This is a genomic window from Lysobacter korlensis, from assembly GCF_042434515.1.
On the sequence record NZ_JBHLTG010000002.1, the window covers coordinates 506,193 to 527,890 of the forward strand.

Here is a 21,698-nt window from a genome sequence, read left to right on the forward strand (position 1 = left end):
TCAGCTCGCCGACTTTCTGAATGCAGGAGGACGAGTGTCCGAATTTTCACCGCTCGTCTCTCAGCGAAATCCGGGCTGAGTACGGCCAATACGATGGCATGGCCGGGGTTCTTTCTGCCCGACTGCTAAACGGCAGTGGATTCTAGGCCGCCAAGGAGCAAGTGTGCATGTGTCGTCGATCCATCTAAGAGGTCTCAAGCGATTCACCGACGCGACGATCACTAGTCTGCCGGCCACGGCGAAATTGGTTGTATTGGCTGGCCCCAACGGGTCGGGCAAGTCTTCCCTTTTTGATGGATTGAAGACGTGGCATTGGTACAACGGCGGCGTTGGGGGCAACTGGGACGAGAGCTATGGCACCAAGGCGGGAGCGGCCAGCGCCAGTTGGACTGAACGCGTGCGCGTGGAGTTTCACGAGCCCCTTCCCGCTGGTGCAGAGGATCGCAAGAAGCTGATCTACACGCGGACGGCCTTTCGCAACGAGGCAGATTTCAATGTGTCGCGTTTCAACCGGCTTGCGTCGCCGCTCGAAACTAGTCGAGTCTCTCGGATGATTGATAACGACGTCACCGTCTCCGAAAACTACCAACGGCTCATCATGCAGACGATCGATGGTGTGTACGACCAAAGTCTCCCGGACACGATGACTAAAGGCGAGATACGTGATCGGATAATCGGGCGCGTCCGAACATCGATGTTGTCGGTCTTTCCCGACTTAGTACTTACGGGTGTAGGCGGGATCGGGGGCCAAACCGGCACGGAAGGCACGTTCTATTTCGAGAAAGGCGCCTCTCCGCGCTTCCTCTACAAGAACTTGTCCGCTGGTGAGAAGGCCGCCTTCGATTTGATTCTGGACGCCGTCATCAAGAGCGAATTTTTCGACGACACCATCTGGTGCATTGACGAGCCCGAGACCCACCTGAACACGAGAATTCAGGCTCAGCTCCTGACCGCTCTCTACAGCTTGGTTCCTGATAACAGTCAGCTGTGGCTCGCGAGCCACAGCATCGGCTTCATGCGCCAGGCTTGGGAGCTGTCGAAAGCTGACTTCGCAAGCGTTTGCTTCTTGGATATGGAAGGACTGGATTTCGACTCTCCGGTCACCCTGACCCCTATCAAGCCGTCCCGCGATTTCTGGAGTCGAACCCTCAACGTCGCTCTTGGCGACCTTGCATCCCTTGTCGCTCCCGAGCGAGTGGTGCTATGTGAGGGGCGCCCGCCCACTGTTGGCGAAGATGCGAAGGCGGCATTTGACGCTCAGTGCTACCGGATAATCTTCGCAGCCGAGCATCCTGAGACCGACTTCCTCTCGGTCGGTAATTCCGCGGACACCGCAAATGATCGTTTGGGAATCGGTCGCGCGATCCAAACCATCGCACCAGGCACGATCGTTTCACGGGTGATTGACCGTGATTTCAGAAGCGACGCCGAGATCGCCCTCCTCGAGAGGCAAGGTACTCGGGTCCTCAGTCGCAGACACCTTGAGGCATTCCTGTTTGACGACGAAGTGATTGCCGCTCTCTGTGCGGAGGTGGAACAACCGCAACGGACTCCGGACGCTCTGAGAGTCAAGTCGGATGCGCTTACCTCTAGCGTGCAGCGCGGCAATGACCCTGACGACGTGAAGCGTGCGTCAGGCTCCATCGCCGAAGGGCTTCGTCGGCTTCTGTCCCTTCAAGGTGCCGGCAGCACTGCTGAGGCGTTCGCGCGTGACACAATGGCGCCCCTTCTACGCCCGGGGTTGACGGTTTACGCAGAGTTGAGCGAGTGCGTATCCGGCCCGACGGAAGGTGGCTGACGACACGTACCCGCTCGACTCGCCCGAAACCGCTTGATTCCCTCGTAACCGCTCATCGAACGAGCCTTCCGAAGTCGCGGTTGTCACCGGTGACAATCCCACGCTTCCAGGCTTATCGTGCTTCAAGCGACGGTGGCTAGTTGGGTGTCGGCACCGCGGACACGCCGTGGCCTTTCCGCTTCTCCCCTTTCTTGATTGCTCGTACTTTCACTGCCTGTTGCTCTCCAAGAGGCGTCAGGCTCCAGTAGATGCCCGTATCACTCACGCTGCGTCTCCGCTCGCTTCTCGTGATCAGCCCGAGCGCCTTTAGTTGCAACAAGATCGTTCCGACTTCGACCGGTTTCAGATCGACATTGAAGGAGAAAGGCACGGCACTTCGCTTCACGCCCTCCCCGCCCGCCTTGGCCGCGTCGGCGAGTGGGTTCGTCAAATCGTCGAGGAAGTTGTACTTCATCCACTCGACGAGGATGCTTCTGATTTCGGCTTCTTCGGCTTCAACTAGAAGGCGCGCGCTTATCGCCGCCAATATGTCATCCCAGGTAGTGGCTATAGAAACCCACTTGCTTTGGGCTTTTCCTCTTGCGCCGTCAGTTAGCTTCGGTGCGCCACTTACCCAAACAGGAATCGTCAGCTGTTCAGCGCCCGACGACAGTTCTTCGACTCCTGCTGGTGGCTCGGCAGCCCCTCTCGCCAATTGCGCTTCAAGCTCCCGCAATTGAGCGTGAGCTTTCGCCAGATCCCGCAGAGTGTCCGTGGACGCCGCCTGATCGGCGCGGACCCACCCCACCGCCGGGTAGAGCTTCACGAACTTGTTGAATGTGAGCGCAACTTGACCCGCAAGGTGGTCTGGCGACGTCCAGAATTTCACGTGCCGCGCAGCCTTCACTTTATTCCGAAAGGCCGCCAGCCGCAGCTGCATCGCTTCTTGCTTCTCAGTCTTCGCGGCCGGCAGAGAGTCCGGATCGGCGTGAAGGAAGGCCATGACCGGCTTCCCAACCGAAGTGGCATAGTCATATTCGCGTTCGGTGAAGCCGACGCCTTCGAGCTCGTGAACAGACCCATACTTCCCAGCCAGGATCAGCAGGTAATAGTCGCTTTCGTCGATTACACGTTTGATCAAGGTCCAAGCGTCGTCGTCTGTGGCCGGGAATAACTCCATTCCCGTCGGGAAAGCGTCAGACTCTAGAAGGGTCGAGGTGACTGCCTGGCGCTCCTCTTGGAGATCCAGGTAGGTCGAGCTGATGAACACCTGGTATCTCACCTGGGGCGGGTTCGTCACTCACTTACCTCCTGCAGAAGACGGCTAACACGGGTCGGAGTGGGCTACCCCTGCGCCCGCTCCAGCACGAGCTCCCTCACGCGCGCCGCATCCGCGGACCCCTTCATTGCCTTCATCACCGCGCCGATGATCGCGCCGGCGGCCTGCACCTTGCCGTCGCGGATCTTCTGCAGCACGTCGGGCTGGGCGGCGAGGGCCTCGTCGATCGCTGCAATCAGGGCGGTGTCGTCGGAGACCACCCTCAGGCCGCGGGCCTCGACCACCTCGTGCGGGGCGCCCTCCCCCGCGATGACGCCCTCGAGCACCTGCCGGGCGAGTCGGTCGGTGAGGTCGCCGTTCTCCACCAGGGCGATGAGCTCGGAGACGTGCTTCGGCGACACCAGCGTGGACGCGTCGACGGCGGTGGCGTTCGCGATGCGGAGGATCTCGCCGAGCCACCACTTCCGCGCCTGGAAGGGCGCCGCGCCCTCGCGCACCGTCTCCACGATCTCGCTGATCAGGCCGGAGTTCACCACGTCGCGGAACTCCTCGTCGGAGAAGCCCCAGTCGCTCTTCAGCCGACGGCGCAGCACCGCGGGCGCCTCGGGCAGCGCTGCGCGCAGCTCCTCGACCAGCTCACGGGTCGGCACGACTGGCAGCAGGTCGGGCTCTGGGAAGTAGCGGTAGTCGTCCGCGTCGCTCTTCACCCGGCCGGGTGAGGTGGTGCCGGTGTCCTCGTGCCAGTGTCGGGTTTCCTGCGTGATGGTGCCGCCCCCAGCGAGGATCGCTGCCTGCCGCTGTATCTCGTAGCGCACCGCCCGCTCGATCGACCGGAACGAGTTCACGTTCTTGGTCTCGGTTCGGGTGCCGAGGGGCGCTTCGACAGGCTCAGCGACCGGGTTTCCCGACGCGTCGACGGCCGCAGGGCGCGGCCGCAAGGACACGTTCGCGTCGCAGCGGAGGTTTCCGCGTTCCATCCGCGCCTCCGAGACGCCGAGCGCGCGCACCATGTCACGGATAGTGGAGACGTACGCCGCGGCGAGCGCCGGCGCATCCTGCTCCGCACCGAAGATCGGCCGGGTGACGATCTCGACCAGCGGCACCCCGGCACGGTTGTAGTCGACGAGGCTGAACTCGGCGCCGTGGATGCGGCCGGTGGCGCCGCCGACGTGGGTGAGCTTGCCGGCGTCCTCCTCCATGTGCGCGCGCTCGATCGGGATGGTGAAGATGCGGCCGTCCTCGAGCTCCACCTCCACCTCGCCGTCGTGGGCGATCGGCTCGTCGTACTGGCTGATCTGGTAGTTCTTGCCGAGGTCGGGGTAGAAGTAGTTCTTCCGCGCGAAGCGGCTCGACTCGGCGATCTGGCATCCGAGCGCGAGGCCGAGCGAGATCGCGTACTTCACCGCCTGCTCGTTCACCACCGGGAGGCTGCCGGGCAGGCCGATGTCGAGCGGGGTGATGAGCGTGTTCGGCTCGGCGCTGAAGTCGTCGCCAAAGGCCGGGTTCGGCGAGTCGGAGAACATCTTGGTGCGGGTCGAGAGCTCCACGTGAACCTCGAGGCCGATCACCGGCTCGAAGAGTTCGAGGGCCTGGTCGTAATCCATGAGTTCAGTGCGCGCCACGGGTCAATCCTACGGACCAGTGCGGAGGGTGATTTCATAGCGAAAGCCTCTCGACAGCCACCGGAGGCGGTGGTTTGGTTGAGCCAGCGAGATCGGGAGCCCGATATGAAGCGCTGGACGGTTGCGGCGTTGGCCGTGACGTTGCTGCTCTCCGGATGCGCGGCGGGTGGGGAACCCGAGGCCACGCCTCCTCCGGAGCTGGGCCCCATCGACGGCAGGTTCTCCGTCGGCGAGCGTGAGTTGCACCTCAAGTGCACCGGTTCCCGTGGACCCACCGTTCTACTGGAGAGCGGCGAGGGGCAGGGCTCGGACGCGCTGGAGCCGATCCGGGCAGCGCTCGGCTCCGACACCCACGTCTGCTCCTACGACCGAGCGAACGTCGGGGTGAGCGACCCTGCGGAGGTGCCCCGCACGGCTGAGGAGATCAGCGCGGATCTCGACGCCTTGCTGCAAGCCGCAGGTGTGCCGGGCCCGTTCGTGCTGGTCGGCCACTCAGCGGGCGGCATGTTCGTTCAGCACTACGCGCGCACCCATCTGGACAACGTGACGGGCGTGGTGGCGATCAATCCTGTCCCACGGTACGACTGGGCGCAGGAGCTGATGTTCGGGCGGATGGACGACGAGCAGGAAGCCGCCGTGGACGCGTACTACACCGGCGAGAACGACGAGGGCATCGACTTCGCGGCCTCGAGTGAGCAGATCGCTTCGGCGCCGGCACCGGGCCAGGTGCCGTTCTCGATCTTGATCTCGACCGTCGGGCAGTGCGACGACGGCGACGACTTCTGCGGGCCGAAATACGCCGGTTACGACAAAGCCATGGTGAACACCGCGGAGCAGTGGGATCACAGCGGGATCACGACGGTGGGCGCCGGTGGCGCCGAGCTCGACCCCGACAACTCCGACCTCGTCGCAACCATGATCAACGACTTGCTGATCACGGCCGGGTGACGGCTCCCTTCGACAGGCTCAGGGACCGGGTCACTGCCCAGCGACCGGGCGGGTGCTCAGCTTGCGGTCACCGCGTCGAGTTCCTCGGCAGCTGCCGGGGCGACGTCGAGTCGCCAGGCGGACAACTCGCCACCGGTCGACTCGATCGCGGTCGGCTGCGCAACCGGGCCGCCGAGCAGGCCGTCCGTGGTCGCGATCTCGAGCACCGGTCCATCGAGGAGCACCCGCACCGCTCCGCCGGTGTAGGGCATCGACCAATCCGACTCACCCGTGCGGCGGAGCACCAGGGCGTCCCCGACCGATCCGATCGAGGCGACCTCCGCATCGTCGGCGCTGAAGGAGAGCCGGGATCCGTCGTCGACCGGGTCCCATTCCAGCTCCACGACCGCGTCGCCGAACCCGCGCAGGTCATTCCCATTCAACGGTGTCCCGCGCTTCTCGGCGAGCTTCGGATGCGGCTCGGCGGCAAGGCGCCCATCGCGTACGGAGAGCAGGTGGGGAACACTGAGCGCGCTGCTCCACCCGGCCTCCGCGTCAGCGACGCCGCGCATCCAGAACATCAGGCACGGACGACCGTCGGCATCGCGGAAGAACGACGGCGCGTAGTACGAGCCGCCGAAGCTCAGCTGCCCCCAGCTCTCCGCCGTGAACCGGCCATCCGCGTAGTCGCCGACCGCGTACCCGGCGTAGAACAGCACGTCGTCGTCCCAGACCGAGCTGACCATCACCCAGCGCCCGTCGACCTCGAACACCTGCGGGCACTCCCACAGCGCGCCCATCCACACCGGCTCGCGCTCGTTCGTGGATCGCTCGAGGGCGACACCGTCGTACTCCCACCGGTCCAGATCCGCGGAGGTGTAGGTGAGCGCAAGCGCATCCCCGGAGCGGGTTCCGGCACCGATGAACATCCGCCACCCGTCGGCCTCACGGACGACGAACGGGTCACGGAACGCGAGGAGGTCCAGGTCCGCCGGCGACTCGACCACGACGTCGCCCTTGACCCAGGAGTTCCAGGCGCCGTCCGCCGGCGTTGCGGTGCGCACCCGGCCGATTCCGATGTCCGGCTGCGTGACCGACGTGTAGAGGATCCGGGGACCGGTGGCGTCATGCACGAGGCTGCCGGTCCAGATGCCGTCGTCGCCGTCCCCGGGGGCGATCGCGATGCCCTGCCGCTGCCAGCTGAGCAGATCCGCGCTCGTGGCGTGCCCCCAATGACAGTTCGGCGCCCAGACGAGACTGCCGGGCACGTACTGGTGGAACAGGTGGTACCGGCCGTCGGCGAACGTGACGCCGTGCGGGTCGTTGATCCAGCCGGTCTCGGCGGTGAAGTGAATGGCGGGGCGCATCGTCACTGGTTCCTCTCGTCGTAGCGGCGGCGGATGGCGCGCGCCTGGTCGCGGTTTCCGCGCTCCCAGTCGTCGACCTCACGCCGGCGCTGCTCGCGCAGCTCGTCGCGGGCGGCGACGAAGCGCTCCATCCGCGCGCCGGCGGCCTCGCGGGCGGCCCGCTGCGCATCGGTCAGTTCCGGCAGCGGCGCCTCGATCACCCGGTCCACCGGGCGCAGCGGAAGCCGCTGCTCCACTGGCGGAACGGTGAGCTGCGGCGACGGCAGCGTCTGGTACCAGTACGCGGTGGACGACCAGTCGTCGGAGAGGTGGTTGCCGTGTCCGTGCTCGAACGTCACCTTGATCCGCTTCTCGAACCGGATCGGGTCGACGAGATGGAACCGGTAGCTGTGGTGGAACCCGGGGACGTCCTCCTCGTGCACGATGGTGCCGTTGAACTGGAACGCGTTCCGCTGCATGCCCCAGGCGTGGCCGAAGTAATCCTCCATGCCGGTGCCGTGCAGGCTCGGCGGCCAGCTGTCGTCGTCGATGAAGATCATGTCATCGCCCTCACCCCACCAGGACCCCTGGAAGTGGCGCACCGCGAGGTTGCAGCCGACGTAGTGCCCGCGGCCCTCGGTCTCGAGCGCGACATAGTTGCCGGCCCCGTCGAGGTTCGGGACCGTCGTCTCGATGCTGTTGGCCTGCAGGTCGGGGCCCCAGCCCTGGTTCGGCAGCGCCCGCCGCCAGTGCGCGTGGAAGTAGACCGTCTCTTCCGGCAGCGGCTCCGGCGCCAGCTCGTAGTCGATGTAGAAGTACTGCAGGTACGGGATGTCGTTCTGGTTCTCGACCACCACCCGCGCCCGCTTGCCGAACGGCATCCGGAAGTAGCTGTTGAACGCGGCGCTGCCGCCGAAGGTGTTGAGCTCGGGCTCCTTCGCCGAGACGGAGAGCGGCAGCGAGTCGTAGGTGCCGGAGAGCGAGTTCATCAGGCCGAAGAAGTCACCGAGCGGCGCCAGCACGCTCGGGGTCTCCTGGTCATCCCAGTAGATCTTCAGCAGCACCTTGCGGTAGTAGTCGGGGTCGACCACCTCCCAGCTCACGCCGAGCGCGTTGTGGATCTCGAGCATCGGCACGCCGACCGCCTCTGGCGCGATCTGCCCGGGGCCGGGCTGGATGCGGCAGGACTGCGTCATCCAGATGTGCGTGATGAAGCCCGGTCCCTCGATCTCCGCGAGGGTGCGCTCCTCCCCCGGCATGATGATCCAGTTGTCGCGGTTGCGACCCGTCTGGTCATAGCTGGACGCCCTGGCCGATCTGCCCGGACGGTGCCGCGTGAGGTCACCGAGCAAGCCCCCCGGCGTGGTTGATTCGTTCATGGTCCGCCCTTCCCCGAGACCACGGTGGCCCGGCGCGCATCGAAACGTTTGCGCAATGGCCGCGATCTTACGCACAGCGTGCCGCCTGGTGCAACCGCGACACAGTCGCTACGGTTTCCGGAAGGTGACGCCCGCCGGAGCATCGGCGGCGTCGAAACAAACGATTGAACGAGGCGCGGCAGATATGGTGACGATCGTCGATGTGGCCCAGCTCGCCGGGGTGTCAACCTCCACCGTTTCGCACGTGCTGAACGGCACGCGGAATGTCGAGCCGGCCACCCGCGGACGGGTGCTCGACGCGATCGAGAAGACCGGATACCGGCAGGATGCGCTCGCCCGGGCGCTGCGCCGCTCCCGCACCGACAGCATCGGACTCGTCGTCTCCGACGCGGGCGAGCCGGCATTCGCGGGGATGGTGCACGGAGTCGAGCAGGGCGCCGTGGACCACGATCTCACCCTGGTCCTTGCGAACTCGGCGGAGGACCCAGCGCGAGAGATGCGCGCCGTGCGCGCGCTCCTCGAGCGGCGGGTCGACGGCCTGATCATCGCCCGCTGCGCGGAGTCCAGCCCAGCGCTCACCCGCTATCTGGATGACGCCGCGACGCCGGTGGTGCTGCTCGACCGCCTCGCCGACAACTCTCCGTTCGACCAGGTCGGCGCCGACAACCGCGAGAGCATGCGGCGCCTGGCGACGCACCTGCACTCCAGCGGACATCGGCGGATCGCGGTGCTGGCAGGCGACACGCGCGTCCCGACCCTGCGCGAGCGGCTCGAGGGCTTCTTCGACGCGATGCCGTCGGAGGGACTGCGCGATCAGGCGATCCTCGAGGGCCACGACGATGCAGAGCTGAGGTCCGCCCTCATCGGCCACCTCCGGGGCGGGGCGTACACCTGCGTCATCGCGTGCAGCACGCCGCTCGCGGTGACCGCACTGGAGAGCATGCGCGACGCCGGTCTGCGCGTTCCCGAAGACCTCGCGTTCGCCACCTACGACGGCTTCACCCACTCGGACCTGTTCTCGCCCACCATCACGACCGTGCGGCAGCCGGCCTTCGAGATGGGCACGGCGGCGGTCAAGCTCCTCATCGACCGCAGCGCCAGCCCGCAGAGCAGTCCGCGCACCATGCGCCTCCGCCAGACCGTGGAGCTGCGCACCTCCACCGAGGAGCACCGGATCCAGGTCGGCTGAGCGACACGCGCACCACCGCTTGACACCGGGCACGCACCGCGCTTATCGTCGGGCAATCGATTCGCGCAAACGTTTCGATGAACAGCGTTCAAACCACGCACCTGCAGCCCATCATCAAGGGAGATGTACATGTTCCGTCTCAGCACCACCCCAGCGTCGCGGAAGCCGGTCGCTGCCACCGCGCTCGCGGCCTTCAGCCTCCTCGCACTCGCCGGATGCGCCGGCGGAGGCGGCGGAACCGACGCCAATGGCGTGACGAAGGTCACACTGTCGATGCAGAACCCCGACGTCGAGACCGCTGATCCCGCCACCTGGGCGATCATCGAGGCCTTCGAGGACGCCAACCCCGATGTCGACATCGAGGTGAGTGGCCAGGCCGTCGCCGAGCACCTGCAGAGCCTGTCCATCGCCGCGCAGAGCGACACACTCCCGGATATCTTCTGGGTCTACAAGGCCACCGCCGAAGAGATGCTCGAGGCGGGCCGCCTGCTCGACCTCACCCCGATCCTCGCTGACCTCGGAATCGACGAGAAGCTCCCCGAGAGCACGATCGACAACTTCACCGTCGACGGCGTCACCTACGGTGTTCCCTACCAGGGTCTGCTCACCGGCCTGTGGGTCAACCAGGCGATTCTCGAGGAGCACGATCTGGAGGTGCCCGAGACCTTCGACGAGCTGGTGAAGGTTGCTGAGACGCTGAGCGACGCCGGCGTCACCACGATCTCGAACGGCGCCAACCAGTCCTCGTTCAGTGTCTGGTCCTTCCTCGTCATGCTCGAGCGGTTCGGGTACGGCGAGAAGATCGACGCGATCCTCGCGGGCGAGGAGAGCTACGACAACGACGACTTCGTGCGCCTCTACGAGCACATCGCCGAGCTGCGGGATGCCGGCGCATTCGCCTCCAACGTCTCCACGCAGACCTACCAGCAGGCCGTCGACCAGTTCCTGAACGGGAATGCGGCCATGCTCGACGCGGGCGTCTGGGCATCGAGCGCCATCCAGGAGTCGGACATCGCCGAGAACGTGACCTTCTGGAAGGGTCCCGAGTTCGAGGACGGCGTCGGCGAGCAGAACATCATCATGAACGTGGCATCCGCCCCCCTCGTCGTCGACCACAAGGTGGGCGACAACGAGGAGAAACTCAACGCGGTCACGGCGTTCCTCGACTTCTACTACAGCGACGAGGCGCAGCAGATCCTCGTCGAGAACGGCCAGCCGCCGGTGACGAAGTACGAGCCTGAGATCGACCCCGAAACGCAGAGCGCGCTGAAGTCGGCGATCGATGCGGCCACCGCGGAGGGCGTCACCAGCCCGCAGTCGCAGCCGGACCTGCTGGTGCCGACCGCGGTCGCCAGCGCGATGTACGACAGCATCTACGGCGTCATCCAGGATCAGCTGACGCCGCAGCAGGCGGTCGAACTGGTTGAGGCCGCCCTCGAGGACGAGCGGTAGCAGGCGGGGCGGGACGCGTTCGAGAACGCGTCCCGCCCACTCTCCGGCTGCGGGCTCGCGGCCACACGCCCCCTGATACGCACCCGCAGTACCTGCACCACAGAAAGGGGCCCCGATGGTCTGGGTCAGCTCCCGCTGGAAGATCGCGATCATGCTGCTGCCGGGCCTGATCTTCTTCACGGCGTTCCTCGTCTACCCGGTGCTGTACGCCGTGGGCTTCAGCTTCACCGACTTCGCGGGCTTCGGCGCCGCGACCTTCGTCGGACTCGAGAACTACCTGGGGCTCGGTGCCGACCCGTTCTTCTGGCAGTCGCTGCAGAACACGGTCATCATCCTGGTGGTCAGCCTCGCCGTGCTGATCCCCGCCTCCTTCTCCCTGGCGCTGCTGCTGCGTCGGCAGGCGCGCGGCGGCGGCCTTCTCCGCGCCCTCGTGTTCGGCCCGGCGATCATCGCGCCGATCCTGATCGGCCTGATCTGGGTGTTCATCCTCGACCCGAAGATCGGCCTGCTGAACCGCCTGCTCGTGCCGCTCGGTGTTCCGGAGATCCAGTGGATCGGGGGCGACACCCTCACCCCGTACGCCGTGTCGCTGGTCTTCATCTGGAGCTCGATCGGGTTCGCGATGACCATCTTCTACGCCGGCCTCCAGCTCCTCCCTCCGACGTGATGGAGGCCAGCGCACTCGACGGCGCGACCTCCTGGCAGCGGCTGCGGTACGTCGTCATCCCGATGATGAACGAGACCTTCGGCATCGTCGCGATCCTGCTCATCACCAACGTCTTCAAGATCTTCGAGCTCGTCTACATGCTCACCGGCGGAGGCCCGGTCCACCGATCGGAGACGCTCGTCAGCTACATGTACTTCGTCACCTTCACCAATCAGAAGTACGGCTCGGGGATGGCCATCGCCGTGATCGTCTTCGTGCTGGGCGCCACCGTGTCCGCCATCTACCTCGCCCTCGCACGCCGACGGAGCATCGCATGACGCAGCTGCACCACACCCCGGATGTCAACCTCGCCCACCGGCCGGGGGCGGCCGTCTCGGACCCCGCCCAGCCACCGGCCGACCGCGGACCGTGGCGTCGCCGCGCGAAGATCGCGGGGATCGTTACGGCGGTCGCCGCCTACCTCGTCACCTTCCTCATCATCCTGCCGCTGCTCTGGATCGTGCTGCTCTCGTTCCAGCCGAGCGACAAGATCCTCGGCGACCCGTTCTCGTTCACCTCGCTGACGATGGAAAACTACGCCAACGCGCTGACGAATCTGCCGCTGCTGCGGATGTACGGCAACACCATCCTCATCGCCGTTCTCTCGGTCACCATCGGCACCGTGATCTCCTTCATGGCATCGTTCGCCTTGACCCGGATGGTGTGGCGCCGCAAGCGATCGCAGTCCGCGATGCGGTTCTACCTCCTGGCGGGGCTCGCGGTACCGGTGTATGTGCTGCTCTTCCCCGTCTACCGCCTCGATCTGGCGCTCGGGATCTTCGGCACCTACGCGGCCGTGATCCTCCCCTACATCGCGGTGTCCATCCCGTTCAACACCCTGCTGATGACCGGGTTCCTGCGCGAGTTCCCGGGTGAGCTGGAGGAGGCGGCGATCATCGACGGTGCCGGGCTCTTCCGGATCTGCATGTCGGTCGTGCTGCCGGTGATGCGGCCGGTGCTTGCGGCGGTCCTCATCTTCAACGTCGTCTACGTGTTCAACGAGTTCCCGTTCGTGTCGATCCTCATCAACAATCCGGACCTCGTGACGGTGTCGCTCGCCGTCTCACGGTTCCAGGGACAGTACACCGTCGACTACGGCGGGATGATGGCGGCCGCCACACTCGTGCTGCTCCCCCAGCTGATCATCTACGCGTTCCTTCAGCGGCACATCATCGCCGGCCTGACCGCGGGCGCGGTGAAGGGGTGACCGGGTGAGCGACGAACGAGGCGCAGCGGCGCGGGTGGTGGTCGTCGGGGACGCGCTCATCGACGAACTGCGCACCGACGCCGGCTCCAGCGAACACGTCGGCGGGTCCGCGCTCAACGTCGCGATCGGCATGTCACTGCTCGGGGTGCCCAGCACCCTCGTCGCGATGGTCGGTGCTGACGACGACGGGACACGCATCCGCGACACCCTTTCGCGGCACCGGATTCCCCTGCTCGCCACCGCCACCCCATTCGGCACCGGCCGCGCCACCTCCACGAGGGTCGACGGCGAGCCCATGTACTGGTTCAACGCCGCCGCGATGCATCGCGCGCTCGACTTCGGCGGCGCGACGGGCCGAGCGCTCCGATTGGCGAGCATGGTCGTTCTTTCCGGGTTCCCCTTCGACGACGAGGGGCAGGTCGACGCCCTCGAATCGGCGCTCGCGGGCCGGAACTCCATCGTGCTGATCGATCCGAATCCACGGCTGGGGCTGATCCGAGACCTAACGGCCTTCCGCCGGAACGTGGAACGGGTCAGCGCACGCGCGTTCCTCGTGAAGTTCAGCGATGAAGACGCCAACCTCTTCGAACTCCCGCCCGAAGTCGCCGTCCAGCGACTGCTCGCCCGCGGCGCCACCAACGTGCTCGCGACCCACGGCGCAGGTGGCGCTTCCCTGCTGCGGCGGGACGGAGCCCCGATCTCGGCACCCATCGCGGCGCTTCCCGACGAGGTCGTCGACACGATGGGTGCCGGAGACTCCGTGCTCGCCACGGTGAGCGCACGACTCGCGGCGATCGGCGCGGCACCGACGGAGGCGCAGTGGGCTGCCCTTCTCGATGAGGCGATGCGCGTGGCCGCCGCCACCTGTCGCGAACCCGGCGCGCTCCTGCGGATGCCCCGCCGGTCGAGCCGTACGGTGACTGCCGACGTCCCTCCGTCCCACAGCCACACGCTGCCCGTCGGGACCCTACCTGCCCTGGAGCGCCAGCCTGCCGGCCAGCAGCACGTACGTCGCGGCGAACGTCCGCCGCATCCAGGTCACGACCTTCGGGCGTGAGATGACGTGCCGTCGCACGCCCGCGGCGAACACGCCGTAGACCGCGAACACGACCAGGGTCACCGCCATGAACACCGCGCTGAGGCCGAGCATCTGCACCACACTGTCCGCCGCGGCCGTGTCCACGAATTGCGGCAGGAACGCGAAGAAGAAGATGGTGAGCTTCGGGTTCAGCAGATTCAGCAGCACGGCCGACCAGATGACGCGGAGCGCGGAACGGGGCGACGGCGTCTCGTCGACGGTGAGCGGCGACCGGTCGCGCCACGTCTGCCAGGCGAGATAGAGCAGGTACGCGACACCGAGCCACTTGATCGTCTCGAACGCCAGGGCGCTCGTGTGCATTACGGCGGCGAGGCCGGTGATGGCGGCGAGCATGTGCGGCACGATGCCGAGCGTGCAGCCGAGCGCTGCGATCAGGCCCGCGCGGGCGCCTCGGGACAGGCCGGCCGCGATGGTGAACAGGGCACCGGTCCCAGGAGTGGCCACGACGACGAGGGTGGTGAGGAGGAAGGCGACGCTCACAGTGGCGATCCGATCATCGTGGCCGACTCCGCATGCTACGTCCCGGGCTCGGCCGCTGTCGAGGTGGGATGCTGGAACGGTGGATGGCGGGATCGACCGAGACGGGTTCGCGGAGGCGGTGGCCACGCGCTTGGGCACCCTCCACTCGGTGGAAGCGGTGACGCTGGGTGGCTCGCGAGCGGAGGGCACCCACCGCCCGGACAGCGACTGGGACTTCGCCGTGTACTACCGAGGCGACTTCGAGCCGGAGAACCTGCGCTCCCTTGCGGGACGTGAAGGGTGGGAGGGCGAGATCTCGGAGATCGGCGGCTGGGGTGGCGGCGTCTTCAACGGCGGCGCGTGGCTGACGATCGGCGGCCGCCAGGTCGACGTGCACTACCGGGACCTCGACGCCGTGGAGGCCGAGATCCGTCGCACCGAGGCGGGCGAGTTCCACATCGAGCCCCTGATGTTCCACCTGGCCGGCATCCCGAGCTACCTGGTCGTCGGCGAGCTGGCGATGAACCGGGTGCTGAGCGGCTCGCTGCCGAAGCCCGAGTACCCGGAACAGCTGCGGCGGACCGCCGGCGCCGGGTGGGCCGGGCGCGCCGAGATGACGCTGCGCTATGCCGAGCACAGCCACGCACCGGCTGGACGACTCGCCCAATGCACCGCACAGCTCGTCGTGGCTGCGACCGAGTACGCGCACGCCATCCTCGCGGCGCGCGGCGAGTGGACCACGAACGAGAAGCGGATGCTGGACCGCGCCGGCCTGCGCGGCATCGACGACATCGTCGCGGGTGCGACTCCCGACCCGATGAGCCTTCGCAGTGCCGTTACGGCGACCCGGGAGCTGGGCCGGGCACGGCTCTGAGCACCGGCGAGGCGGCGAGCGCGCGTGCGTGCGGTTGCCTGCCGCCCCCGCGGCAGCGTCCGCTTGTCTGGTTTTCTTGACACGATGTCTGATAGAGCGTACGTTCGCCATGTCGAGAATTCTTTACATCACTCGACGGGGAGGATGGACGATGTCCGAGGAGAAGCGGGTTTGGGTGTACGGCGTGGTCGCGGCGTTCGTGCCGATCGTGTACTTCGCGATTGTGCTTCCGCAGACCGTGCTCATCCCGGTGCGCGAGATCGACTACGTCTGGCCGCTGCTGGCCGCGATTGCAGCCGGCATCGTGCTGAACGCCATCGCCGCACCGCAAACCGGGAAGACCGACGAGCGGGACAAGCAGATCAACCGCCTGGGCGGCCACGTGGCCTTCATCGTGATGAGCGCGTTCACGGTCGTCCCGCTCGCCCTGGCCATGGCACGAGTCGACCAGTTCTGGATCGCCCACGCGCTCTATCTGGCGTTCATCCTCTCTGCCATCGTGTTCTCGGCGGTCAAGATCGTCGCCTACCGCCGGGGCCTCTGACCGTGGTCAAGCCCACCAAGGTCAGCAACTCGATCCGGGCCCTGCGATTCGCGCACGGGGAGATGACCCAGGCGGAGCTCGCCGAGCGGGTCAACGTCACCCGGCAGACCATCATCGCCATCGAACAGGGCCGATACTCTCCCAGCCTCGAGATGGCGTTCCAGATCGCCAGGGTGTTCAACGTGCCACTCGACGATGTCTTCCAGTACCCGGACGCCGACTAGCCCGGTTCCGTCGGTGCAGCGCGTCCGATTCCACTTCCGACCTCTCGAAGGATCCCCAATGAAAGTCATCGCCTACCGCTCCTTCGGGTCACCGGATGTGCTCCGTCTCGAGGATGTGCCCGAGCCGCAGCCCCAGGGCGGCGAGATCCTCGTCCGCAACTCCGCCACCACTGTGTCCGCAGCCGAGACCGCCGCCAGGAAGGGGAAGGGATTCGCACGGCTCTACTTCGGGCTCCGCCGGCCCCGATTCCCGATCCTCGGATCCACCTTCGCGGGCGAGGTGCTCGCCACCGGATCCGGCACCCGCTTCTCGGTCGGCGACCGCGTGTTCGGAAGCGTCGGGCCCCGGTTCGGCGCGCTCGCCGAGGTCGCCAGGGTGACCACCGGCGGCGCGATCGCCGCCATCCCGCCGAATCTCAGCTTCGCCGAGGCCGCGGCGGTGTTCGACGGCGCGCTCACCGCGCTGCCGTTCCTCCGGGACAGCGCGGAGCTGAAGCCGGGCCAGCGCATCCTCGTCAACGGAGCCTCCGGAGCCGTCGGCACCGCCGCCGTGCAGCTGGCGAAGCACTTCGGCGCGGAGGTCACCGCCGTCTGCAGCAGGCGAAACCATGACCTCGTGCGATCTCTGGGCGCGGACACGGTGATCGACTACACCGCAGAGGATTTCAGGACGTCCGGACGCACCTACGACGTGATCTTCGACGCGATCGGCAAGAGCTCCTACGCGAAGTGCAAGGGATCACTCACGGCGAACGGCCGGTACCTCACCACCGTGCCGTCGCTGGGGATCCTCGCGCGCACGCTTGTGACGAGGCGGGCTCGGGGCCGGCGGGGTGCGATCTCGTTCACCGGGCTCCGTCCGGCAGCCGCGGTGGCGGCGGACCTCGAGTACATCCGCGATCTGGCGGCCACGGGCGCGTATGTCCCCGTGATCGACGGGATCTATCCGCTCGAGCAGACCGCTGAGGCGCACCGGTACGTCGACACCGAGCGGAAACGCGGCAGCGTCGTCGTCACGATCGACTGACTCCGCCGCGTGCGGAGAGCCGACTGTCGGCCGTCATGCGCGGACGCGACCGAGCCGCAGCCGCGTGGGTGCCGCGCGCCGCCCGAGCGGGCGAGCGGGGATCCGCAGCCGGCGCTTGCGAGGCGCCGCCCGGACGCTGTCGCGCTCCGGCGCCGCCACCACGGCGACCGTCGCGCCGAGGTCCGCCAGCTCCGCCAGCACGAGGCGCTGCACGAGCTGAAGCTGCTCGAGGTCGTTCACCAGGCCGTGCGACTCCTCCCAGGCCCGAACCTCGTAGCTCCCCTCGCAACCGCCGGACGGACGGTCGTCGAGCACCACCATGGACCGGAAGCTGGTGTGCAGCCGGCTGCCGAATGTGAACTCGATGGCGCGCGGCGTCGTGCGGGAGACGTACAGCCGTTCGAGAACCAGCGCACGGATCCCGGCCGGAACGCCCGCCTCGACGCCGAGCCCCTCCCGCAGCGCCTGGCCGACCTCCTCCGCCGTCCGGTTGCTCGCGAAGAGCAGCCGGGCGCGGGTTGCCTCTTGCCCGCGGCGGTGCGCGCCGCGGGAGAAGAGCGACTGGTTCAACTTCTTCGTCGCGACGGCGGTCCACTGCCGCCACAGCCACACACCCGAGATGACGGCGACGACGACGACCGTCGTCTCGAGCGGATCAAGCACCATGTCTGTCGAGCGTCCCCTCACGCTGTGCACCGGAGACCGCACCGTGCCGCGTCAATGTCGTCAAGCGGCACCGGTGGGTTGGACCTGTCTACTGCACCCCCGTCGCGGAGACTCGGCGAAACGCCCGAGCGTTGCTCGTCGGTAACCAACGGGCATCCGCCGCCCCCTCGATCACTTCGCCGGCCCGTCATGAACGCCGACCTCCTTTACGCATTCGTGACCGGCCGATCCGCCGCCCGGCGCGCGGTCGGGCGTAATATCCGAAAATGGGACACCAAAGCAGCAGCACCACTGTTGTGGTGATCGGAGACCAGGCCCCGCGCGCGATCCGCTCCGTCGAGGGCCTCAGCAACGTGGATGCGGCCAGCCTCGCCGGAGCCCCGGAAGAGGAAGCCGTCCACTGGGCCCGGCGTGCACACGCCACGTATCTCGTGCACGACTGGGATCCGCTCGGGCACGTCGCGAACTCGTGGGTGGAGTTCTTCGAGGACGAATCGACCTTCGAGGTGCTCGAGCTCGAGATCGACCGCACAGTGTCGGCGCTCGGCAGCGGGTCGATCGCCGTGCCCGACTACTACGTCGTGGTTGAACCCGAGGCGCTCGAGCGCACCTGGAAGCACTGGTGGCTCGGGGTGCTGCCCGGTGCCTCCCCCACCCGCGTCATCCCGTGGACCAACCCCGACGAGTCGCTCGCCAAGCTCCTCCGGCGGCTGCCGACCGGGCGGCCGTGGCCGGAGTCCGGGCCGTGGCTGCGCGGCCTGCGGACCGCCGTCCCGGATCGGGTGGGGCTGCCGGGCGCCGCTTAGCGTTCCTGCCGCAGCTGTCCGAGCGCGGCGAAGACGCACAGCGCACCGGCGCCCAGCAGCAGTGCCGGATACACCCAGCCCGTGAAGTCGCCCTCGCCCGTGAGCAGCGTCACGGCCAGATACGCGCCGCCGCTGACGATGAACACTACGCCGAGCACGATCGCCGCCTGCGGGCTGCCGAACCAGCGGACGCGTCCTGCCTCATCCGCCTTCCGATTCGCGGCCTCGTGCCGTGCCCAGAAGTCCGGTCCGCGCCGCTTCTTCGCGAAGATGAGAAAGCCGATGCCGAGGAGCACCGACGCGGCGCCGATCGCCACCAGCATCCACCCGACGGACTGTCCATCAGCAATCATCGGAATGCCGAGCAGCGCGAGCACCGGGCCGAGCACGATGAGCATGATCGGGAACACCTTCAGCCCGACTTTGCTGTACCCCGCGCCCGCCTTGCGGCTCCACCCTAGGAACTTGCGCTCCCGGTCCGACCGTTCGGACTCGGGCTTGCGCATGATCCGCCCCTCGAACACCATCATGACGACGCCGATCAGGAACAGGGTCAGGCAGGCGAGATAGAAGATTTCCACAGTGCTCTCCGTTCGGGTCCGGATTTCGGAAGGTTAGTGAGTACCGGGATTACCCCACAAGCGCGCTCGGCGTTCATCGAGTGGTGACTGGACGCCTGCTGCCGGGACTGCGTCTTCGGAGGTGTCGGGCCGGCACCGCCGCCGACGCTGCTTCTCCGAAGCGGTGCATCCCGGTCCGCCACTAGGGTCGAGCCATGACCGGTCAGTCGGCGAGGACGGGGCACCGGCGACGCGCCTTGCTCATCGCGGCCCTGCTTACCGGCGCGACGCTCGTCGCCCTGATGGTCGGGCTGCCCGCCAACGCGGTGATGCGGTGGATGCTCGAGTCGTCGATCGGCCGCGTCACCGTTGTCGAAGACGAAGCCGGCGGCAGGCGAACGGTCTACTGGCGCGAGTACCCGGGCGTCGCCGGGGTCGATTCTCGGGACGTGCTCGACGGACCGAGCGCCGAGGAGGCGTACGCGGCCAGCGAGGCGATGACCGCCAGGATGCGTGCCGCGATCACGGCGGAGTTCGGGCTCGAATGGGCGCCACCGGCCAGTGCCGAGCAGCCGTTCGACCCCTTCCATGAGCGCACCCAGAACTGGTACGGCGGCGAGTCGATGCTGACGACCGTCAACGGGCCGACCTCGCAGACTATCGGGGTGCCCACCGACTGGTCCGACAAGGAGCGGATGCTGGAGATCATCGCCCGCATCGCGGCCGACTACGGCTTCTCCGCCCCGACGCTTGACGCCGACTCCTGGGACTGGACCGAGGAGGACCGCATCCGTGACCTCGGAGGTGCGACCCCGGAAGAGCAGGTCATCGTCGCCGGGTCGATGATGGGCCCCACCGGGCAGTGGATGTTCTTCACCTTCCAGGACCTGTCGAAGGATGTCGACGGGCGATTCGAGCGGGATCTCGCGCCGTCCACGGAGCACGGTTGGCAGCTGAACACCTTCAGCTTCGGCTTCGGCGCGAACGCCCTGCTGCCCGAGGGCGATGAGGCCGAGTTCGAGCGCCGGCTGGCTCCCTTCGAGGGGCTGGAGCCGCCGGAGCCGGTCGAGACCTGACCCGTCTCACCCCGCCCAGCGGAATCGGCTGAACGCCCGCCGCTCGGAACCGATCGGGCGTACCCTGGCGGCATGACGGAGGGTGCGACCCAGCCGGGCCTCGGAACACCGAAGCGTGCGCCGAAGCTGCCGCCTCGCTGGTTCGTGCGCACGGTCTGGATGCTGCACCGTGGGCTGTACGCCGCGAGCGGCGGCCGGCTCGGCAGCAACCAGGCGACCGAGACGCGGGCTGGAACGCTGCGGCTGCGCACCGTCGGCCGCCGCACCGGCGAGGAACGGCACGTGATGCTGTTCTACATCTACGACGGCGACGACTTCGTCACGATGGCGATGAACGGCTGGGCGAGCCCGGAGCCCGCCTGGTGGCTGAACCTGCAGGCGAACCCGGACGCCTGGGTGGATCTCAAGGAGGCGACCATTCCGGTGACCGGCCGGGCAGCGACTCCGGAGGAGCGAGCACGGCTGTGGCCGAGGCTTGCCGCGGTCGCGCGACAACTGGACGACTACGCCGCGCTCCGCTCGCGCGAGACGGCCATCGTGCTGCTGGAGCCGCGGGTGGACGCCTAGCCCTGGCCTCGCGTCGCCCGCTCTGAGGCCACCGAGGCCCGGAGCGCCGGAGCCACCTCCGCGGCGAAGCGTTCGATCGCCGCCGCATCGTCGGAGGCCAGGATGAACGTGCCGACGCCCTGCTCGAGTGCCAACGGGAGCAGATCCTCGACCCACTGCCGGCTCGGCCCGTTCAGGAAGCCGCCGCTGCGATCAGCGAACCGGCCGCCGATGTTGAGCAGCCGGCGGATCTCGCCAGGGCCGCGTCCCGCGTCGGCGGCCGCGTCGTCGAGGATGCCGTTGGCCGCCTCGAATCCGCCCGGCGGGAACGACCCGAGGGACGTGAGCCAGCCGTCCGCCTGGCGCGCCACCAGCCGCAGCATCCTCGGCCTCTGCGCGCCGACCCAGATGGGTATCGCGTGTGCCGCGGCCGGGCCGCGCTTGGCGCCCGCCAGCCGGTAGTACTCCCCGCCTGCGCGGAGCGGCGTGCGGTCACCGGTCGTCCAGATGGCGCGGATGACGTCGATCGCCTCGGTCAGGGCCGTGACCGACTCCCCCGGCTCGAGCCGGCGTCCGCCCATTGCCTCGATGGCGTCCCAGAAGGCCCCAGCGCCGAGGGCCAGCTCGAACCTGCCGCCGGAGAGGAGGTCGAGGCTCACCGCCGCCCGGGCGACCACCGCCGGCGGCCGCAGCGGAAGATTGAGCACGTTCGGAGCGAGGCGGATGCGTTCCGTTCTCGCGGCCACCCAGGTGAGGAGCGTCCACGCGTCGAGGAACCTCGGCTGGTAGGGGTGGTCCTGGAACGTGACCAGGTCCAGGCCGACCCGTTCGCTGAGTCGCGCCAGCCGCACCGGCATCTGGGGATCCGCGTTCAGCGGGGTGATGAAGGTGCCGAACTGCAGGTCGTGGCCGAGAGCGGGCATGTGCTCAGTG

General features: G+C 67.4%; 23 protein-coding genes. 15 read left to right on the plus strand and 8 right to left on the minus strand.

Annotation, left to right across the window (positions count from 1 at the left end):
* Positions 1–169 precede the first annotated feature (169 nt).
* Complete coding sequence (locus tag ACFFGH_RS11845) at positions 170–1,798, plus strand: AAA family ATPase (protein WP_386668470.1); 1,629 nt, start codon at positions 170–172, stop codon at positions 1,796–1,798.
* 136 nt (positions 1,799–1,934) lie between these two features.
* On the opposite strand, the gene ACFFGH_RS11850 is transcribed toward ACFFGH_RS11845, so the two are convergent.
* Together ACFFGH_RS11850 and gatB are read right to left on the minus strand one after the other, a co-directional pair.
* Complete coding sequence (locus ACFFGH_RS11850) at positions 1,935–3,077, minus strand: DUF4062 domain-containing protein (RefSeq protein WP_386668472.1); 1,143 nt, start codon at positions 3,075–3,077, stop codon at positions 1,935–1,937.
* Positions 3,078–3,121: 44 nt separating this feature from the next.
* The gene (gene gatB, locus ACFFGH_RS11855; RefSeq protein WP_386668474.1) at positions 3,122–4,678 is read right to left on the minus strand and encodes an Asp-tRNA(Asn)/Glu-tRNA(Gln) amidotransferase subunit GatB; all 1,557 of its coding nucleotides are present in this window, start codon (positions 4,676–4,678) and stop codon (positions 3,122–3,124) included.
* Positions 4,679–4,783: 105 nt separating this feature from the next.
* Here gatB and ACFFGH_RS11860 point away from each other — a divergent pair, with 105 nt between their 5' ends.
* Complete coding sequence (locus tag ACFFGH_RS11860) at positions 4,784–5,626, plus strand: alpha/beta fold hydrolase (RefSeq protein WP_386668476.1); 843 nt, start codon at positions 4,784–4,786, stop codon at positions 5,624–5,626.
* A 56-nt stretch (positions 5,627–5,682) separates the two neighbouring features.
* Here the strand turns inward: ACFFGH_RS11860 and ACFFGH_RS11865 are convergent, their stop codons facing one another.
* Positions 5,683–6,972 carry a glycoside hydrolase family 32 protein gene (locus tag ACFFGH_RS11865; protein ID WP_386668478.1) on the minus strand — a complete coding sequence of 430 codons (1,290 nt, stop codon included), beginning with the start codon at positions 6,970–6,972 and terminating at the stop codon, positions 5,683–5,685.
* Positions 6,973–6,974: 2 nt separating this feature from the next.
* Complete coding sequence (locus ACFFGH_RS11870) at positions 6,975–8,330, minus strand: glycoside hydrolase family 172 protein (RefSeq protein WP_386668480.1); 1,356 nt, start codon at positions 8,328–8,330, stop codon at positions 6,975–6,977.
* Between the two features lie 184 nt (positions 8,331–8,514).
* Here ACFFGH_RS11870 and ACFFGH_RS11875 point away from each other — a divergent pair, with 184 nt between their 5' ends.
* The 6 genes from ACFFGH_RS11875 to ACFFGH_RS11900 all read left to right on the plus strand — a co-directional run bounded on the left by ACFFGH_RS11875 (position 8,515) and on the right by ACFFGH_RS11900 (position 13,941).
* A complete protein-coding gene (locus tag ACFFGH_RS11875; protein ID WP_386668482.1) occupies positions 8,515–9,519 on the plus strand; it encodes a LacI family DNA-binding transcriptional regulator in 1,005 nt (334 codons plus the stop codon).
* A gap of 129 nt (positions 9,520–9,648) precedes the next feature.
* Positions 9,649–10,971 carry an ABC transporter substrate-binding protein gene (locus ACFFGH_RS11880; protein WP_386668484.1) on the plus strand — a complete coding sequence of 441 codons (1,323 nt, stop codon included), beginning with the start codon at positions 9,649–9,651 and terminating at the stop codon, positions 10,969–10,971.
* Positions 10,972–11,086: 115 nt separating this feature from the next.
* Positions 11,087–11,638: a carbohydrate ABC transporter permease gene (locus ACFFGH_RS11885; protein WP_386668485.1), complete on the plus strand. Its 552-nt coding sequence runs from the start codon at positions 11,087–11,089 to the stop codon at positions 11,636–11,638.
* Positions 11,638–11,955, plus strand: a complete 318-nt coding sequence (locus ACFFGH_RS11890) for a carbohydrate ABC transporter permease (protein ID WP_386668487.1) — start codon at positions 11,638–11,640, stop codon at positions 11,953–11,955. Before ACFFGH_RS11885 ends, ACFFGH_RS11890 begins: the two co-directional genes overlap by 1 nt.
* Positions 11,952–12,884: a carbohydrate ABC transporter permease gene (locus ACFFGH_RS11895; RefSeq protein WP_386668489.1), complete on the plus strand. Its 933-nt coding sequence runs from the start codon at positions 11,952–11,954 to the stop codon at positions 12,882–12,884. The genes ACFFGH_RS11890 and ACFFGH_RS11895 overlap by 4 nt, the downstream gene beginning before the upstream one ends.
* A gap of 4 nt (positions 12,885–12,888) precedes the next feature.
* Positions 12,889–13,941 (plus strand): PfkB family carbohydrate kinase, encoded by a 1,053-nt coding sequence (locus ACFFGH_RS11900; protein WP_386668491.1) that lies wholly within the window; start codon positions 12,889–12,891, stop codon positions 13,939–13,941.
* Here ACFFGH_RS11900 and ACFFGH_RS11905 read toward each other — a convergent pair.
* Positions 13,852–14,463 carry a LysE family translocator gene (locus ACFFGH_RS11905; RefSeq protein WP_386668493.1) on the minus strand — a complete coding sequence of 204 codons (612 nt, stop codon included), beginning with the start codon at positions 14,461–14,463 and terminating at the stop codon, positions 13,852–13,854. The genes ACFFGH_RS11900 and ACFFGH_RS11905 overlap by 90 nt on opposite strands.
* A gap of 79 nt (positions 14,464–14,542) precedes the next feature.
* Between ACFFGH_RS11905 and ACFFGH_RS11910 the strand changes: the two genes are divergently transcribed.
* From ACFFGH_RS11910 to ACFFGH_RS11925, 4 genes are all read left to right on the plus strand, one after another.
* Positions 14,543–15,316 carry a nucleotidyltransferase domain-containing protein gene (locus tag ACFFGH_RS11910; protein ID WP_386668495.1) on the plus strand — a complete coding sequence of 258 codons (774 nt, stop codon included), beginning with the start codon at positions 14,543–14,545 and terminating at the stop codon, positions 15,314–15,316.
* Positions 15,317–15,467: 151 nt separating this feature from the next.
* The gene (locus tag ACFFGH_RS11915; protein WP_386668497.1) at positions 15,468–15,860 is read left to right on the plus strand and encodes a hypothetical protein; all 393 of its coding nucleotides are present in this window, start codon (positions 15,468–15,470) and stop codon (positions 15,858–15,860) included.
* A gap of 2 nt (positions 15,861–15,862) precedes the next feature.
* The gene (locus ACFFGH_RS11920) at positions 15,863–16,084 is read left to right on the plus strand and encodes a helix-turn-helix transcriptional regulator (RefSeq protein WP_386668499.1); all 222 of its coding nucleotides are present in this window, start codon (positions 15,863–15,865) and stop codon (positions 16,082–16,084) included.
* 58 nt (positions 16,085–16,142) lie between these two features.
* Entirely contained in the window at positions 16,143–17,111 is a 969-nt protein-coding gene (locus tag ACFFGH_RS11925) for an NAD(P)-dependent alcohol dehydrogenase (protein WP_386668501.1), read from the plus strand.
* A gap of 33 nt (positions 17,112–17,144) precedes the next feature.
* On the opposite strand, the gene ACFFGH_RS11930 is transcribed toward ACFFGH_RS11925, so the two are convergent.
* Positions 17,145–17,777, minus strand: coding sequence for a hypothetical protein (locus ACFFGH_RS11930; protein ID WP_386668503.1), 633 nt, complete (start codon positions 17,775–17,777; stop codon positions 17,145–17,147).
* A gap of 266 nt (positions 17,778–18,043) precedes the next feature.
* On the opposite strand from ACFFGH_RS11930, the gene ACFFGH_RS11935 reads away from it, so the two are divergent.
* Positions 18,044–18,583: a hypothetical protein gene (locus tag ACFFGH_RS11935; RefSeq protein WP_386668505.1), complete on the plus strand. Its 540-nt coding sequence runs from the start codon at positions 18,044–18,046 to the stop codon at positions 18,581–18,583.
* Here the strand turns inward: ACFFGH_RS11935 and ACFFGH_RS11940 are convergent.
* Positions 18,580–19,164, minus strand: coding sequence for a hypothetical protein (locus tag ACFFGH_RS11940; protein ID WP_386668507.1), 585 nt, complete (start codon positions 19,162–19,164; stop codon positions 18,580–18,582). The two genes, ACFFGH_RS11935 and ACFFGH_RS11940, sit on opposite strands and share 4 nt — an antisense overlap.
* A 194-nt stretch (positions 19,165–19,358) precedes the next feature.
* Here ACFFGH_RS11940 and ACFFGH_RS11945 point away from each other — a divergent pair, with 194 nt between their 5' ends.
* Both ACFFGH_RS11945 and ACFFGH_RS11950 read left to right on the plus strand, forming a co-directional pair.
* Positions 19,359–20,219 (plus strand): hypothetical protein, encoded by an 861-nt coding sequence (locus tag ACFFGH_RS11945; RefSeq protein ID WP_386668509.1) that lies wholly within the window; start codon positions 19,359–19,361, stop codon positions 20,217–20,219.
* Positions 20,220–20,291: 72 nt separating this feature from the next.
* Entirely contained in the window at positions 20,292–20,786 is a 495-nt protein-coding gene (locus ACFFGH_RS11950; protein WP_386668511.1) for a nitroreductase/quinone reductase family protein, read from the plus strand.
* Here ACFFGH_RS11950 and ACFFGH_RS11955 read toward each other — a convergent pair.
* On the minus strand, positions 20,783–21,688 hold the full coding sequence (locus ACFFGH_RS11955) for an LLM class flavin-dependent oxidoreductase (RefSeq protein ID WP_386668512.1): 906 nt from the start codon (positions 21,686–21,688) through the stop codon (positions 20,783–20,785). The two genes, ACFFGH_RS11950 and ACFFGH_RS11955, sit on opposite strands and share 4 nt — an antisense overlap.
* Between the last annotated feature and the right edge of the window lie 10 nt (positions 21,689–21,698).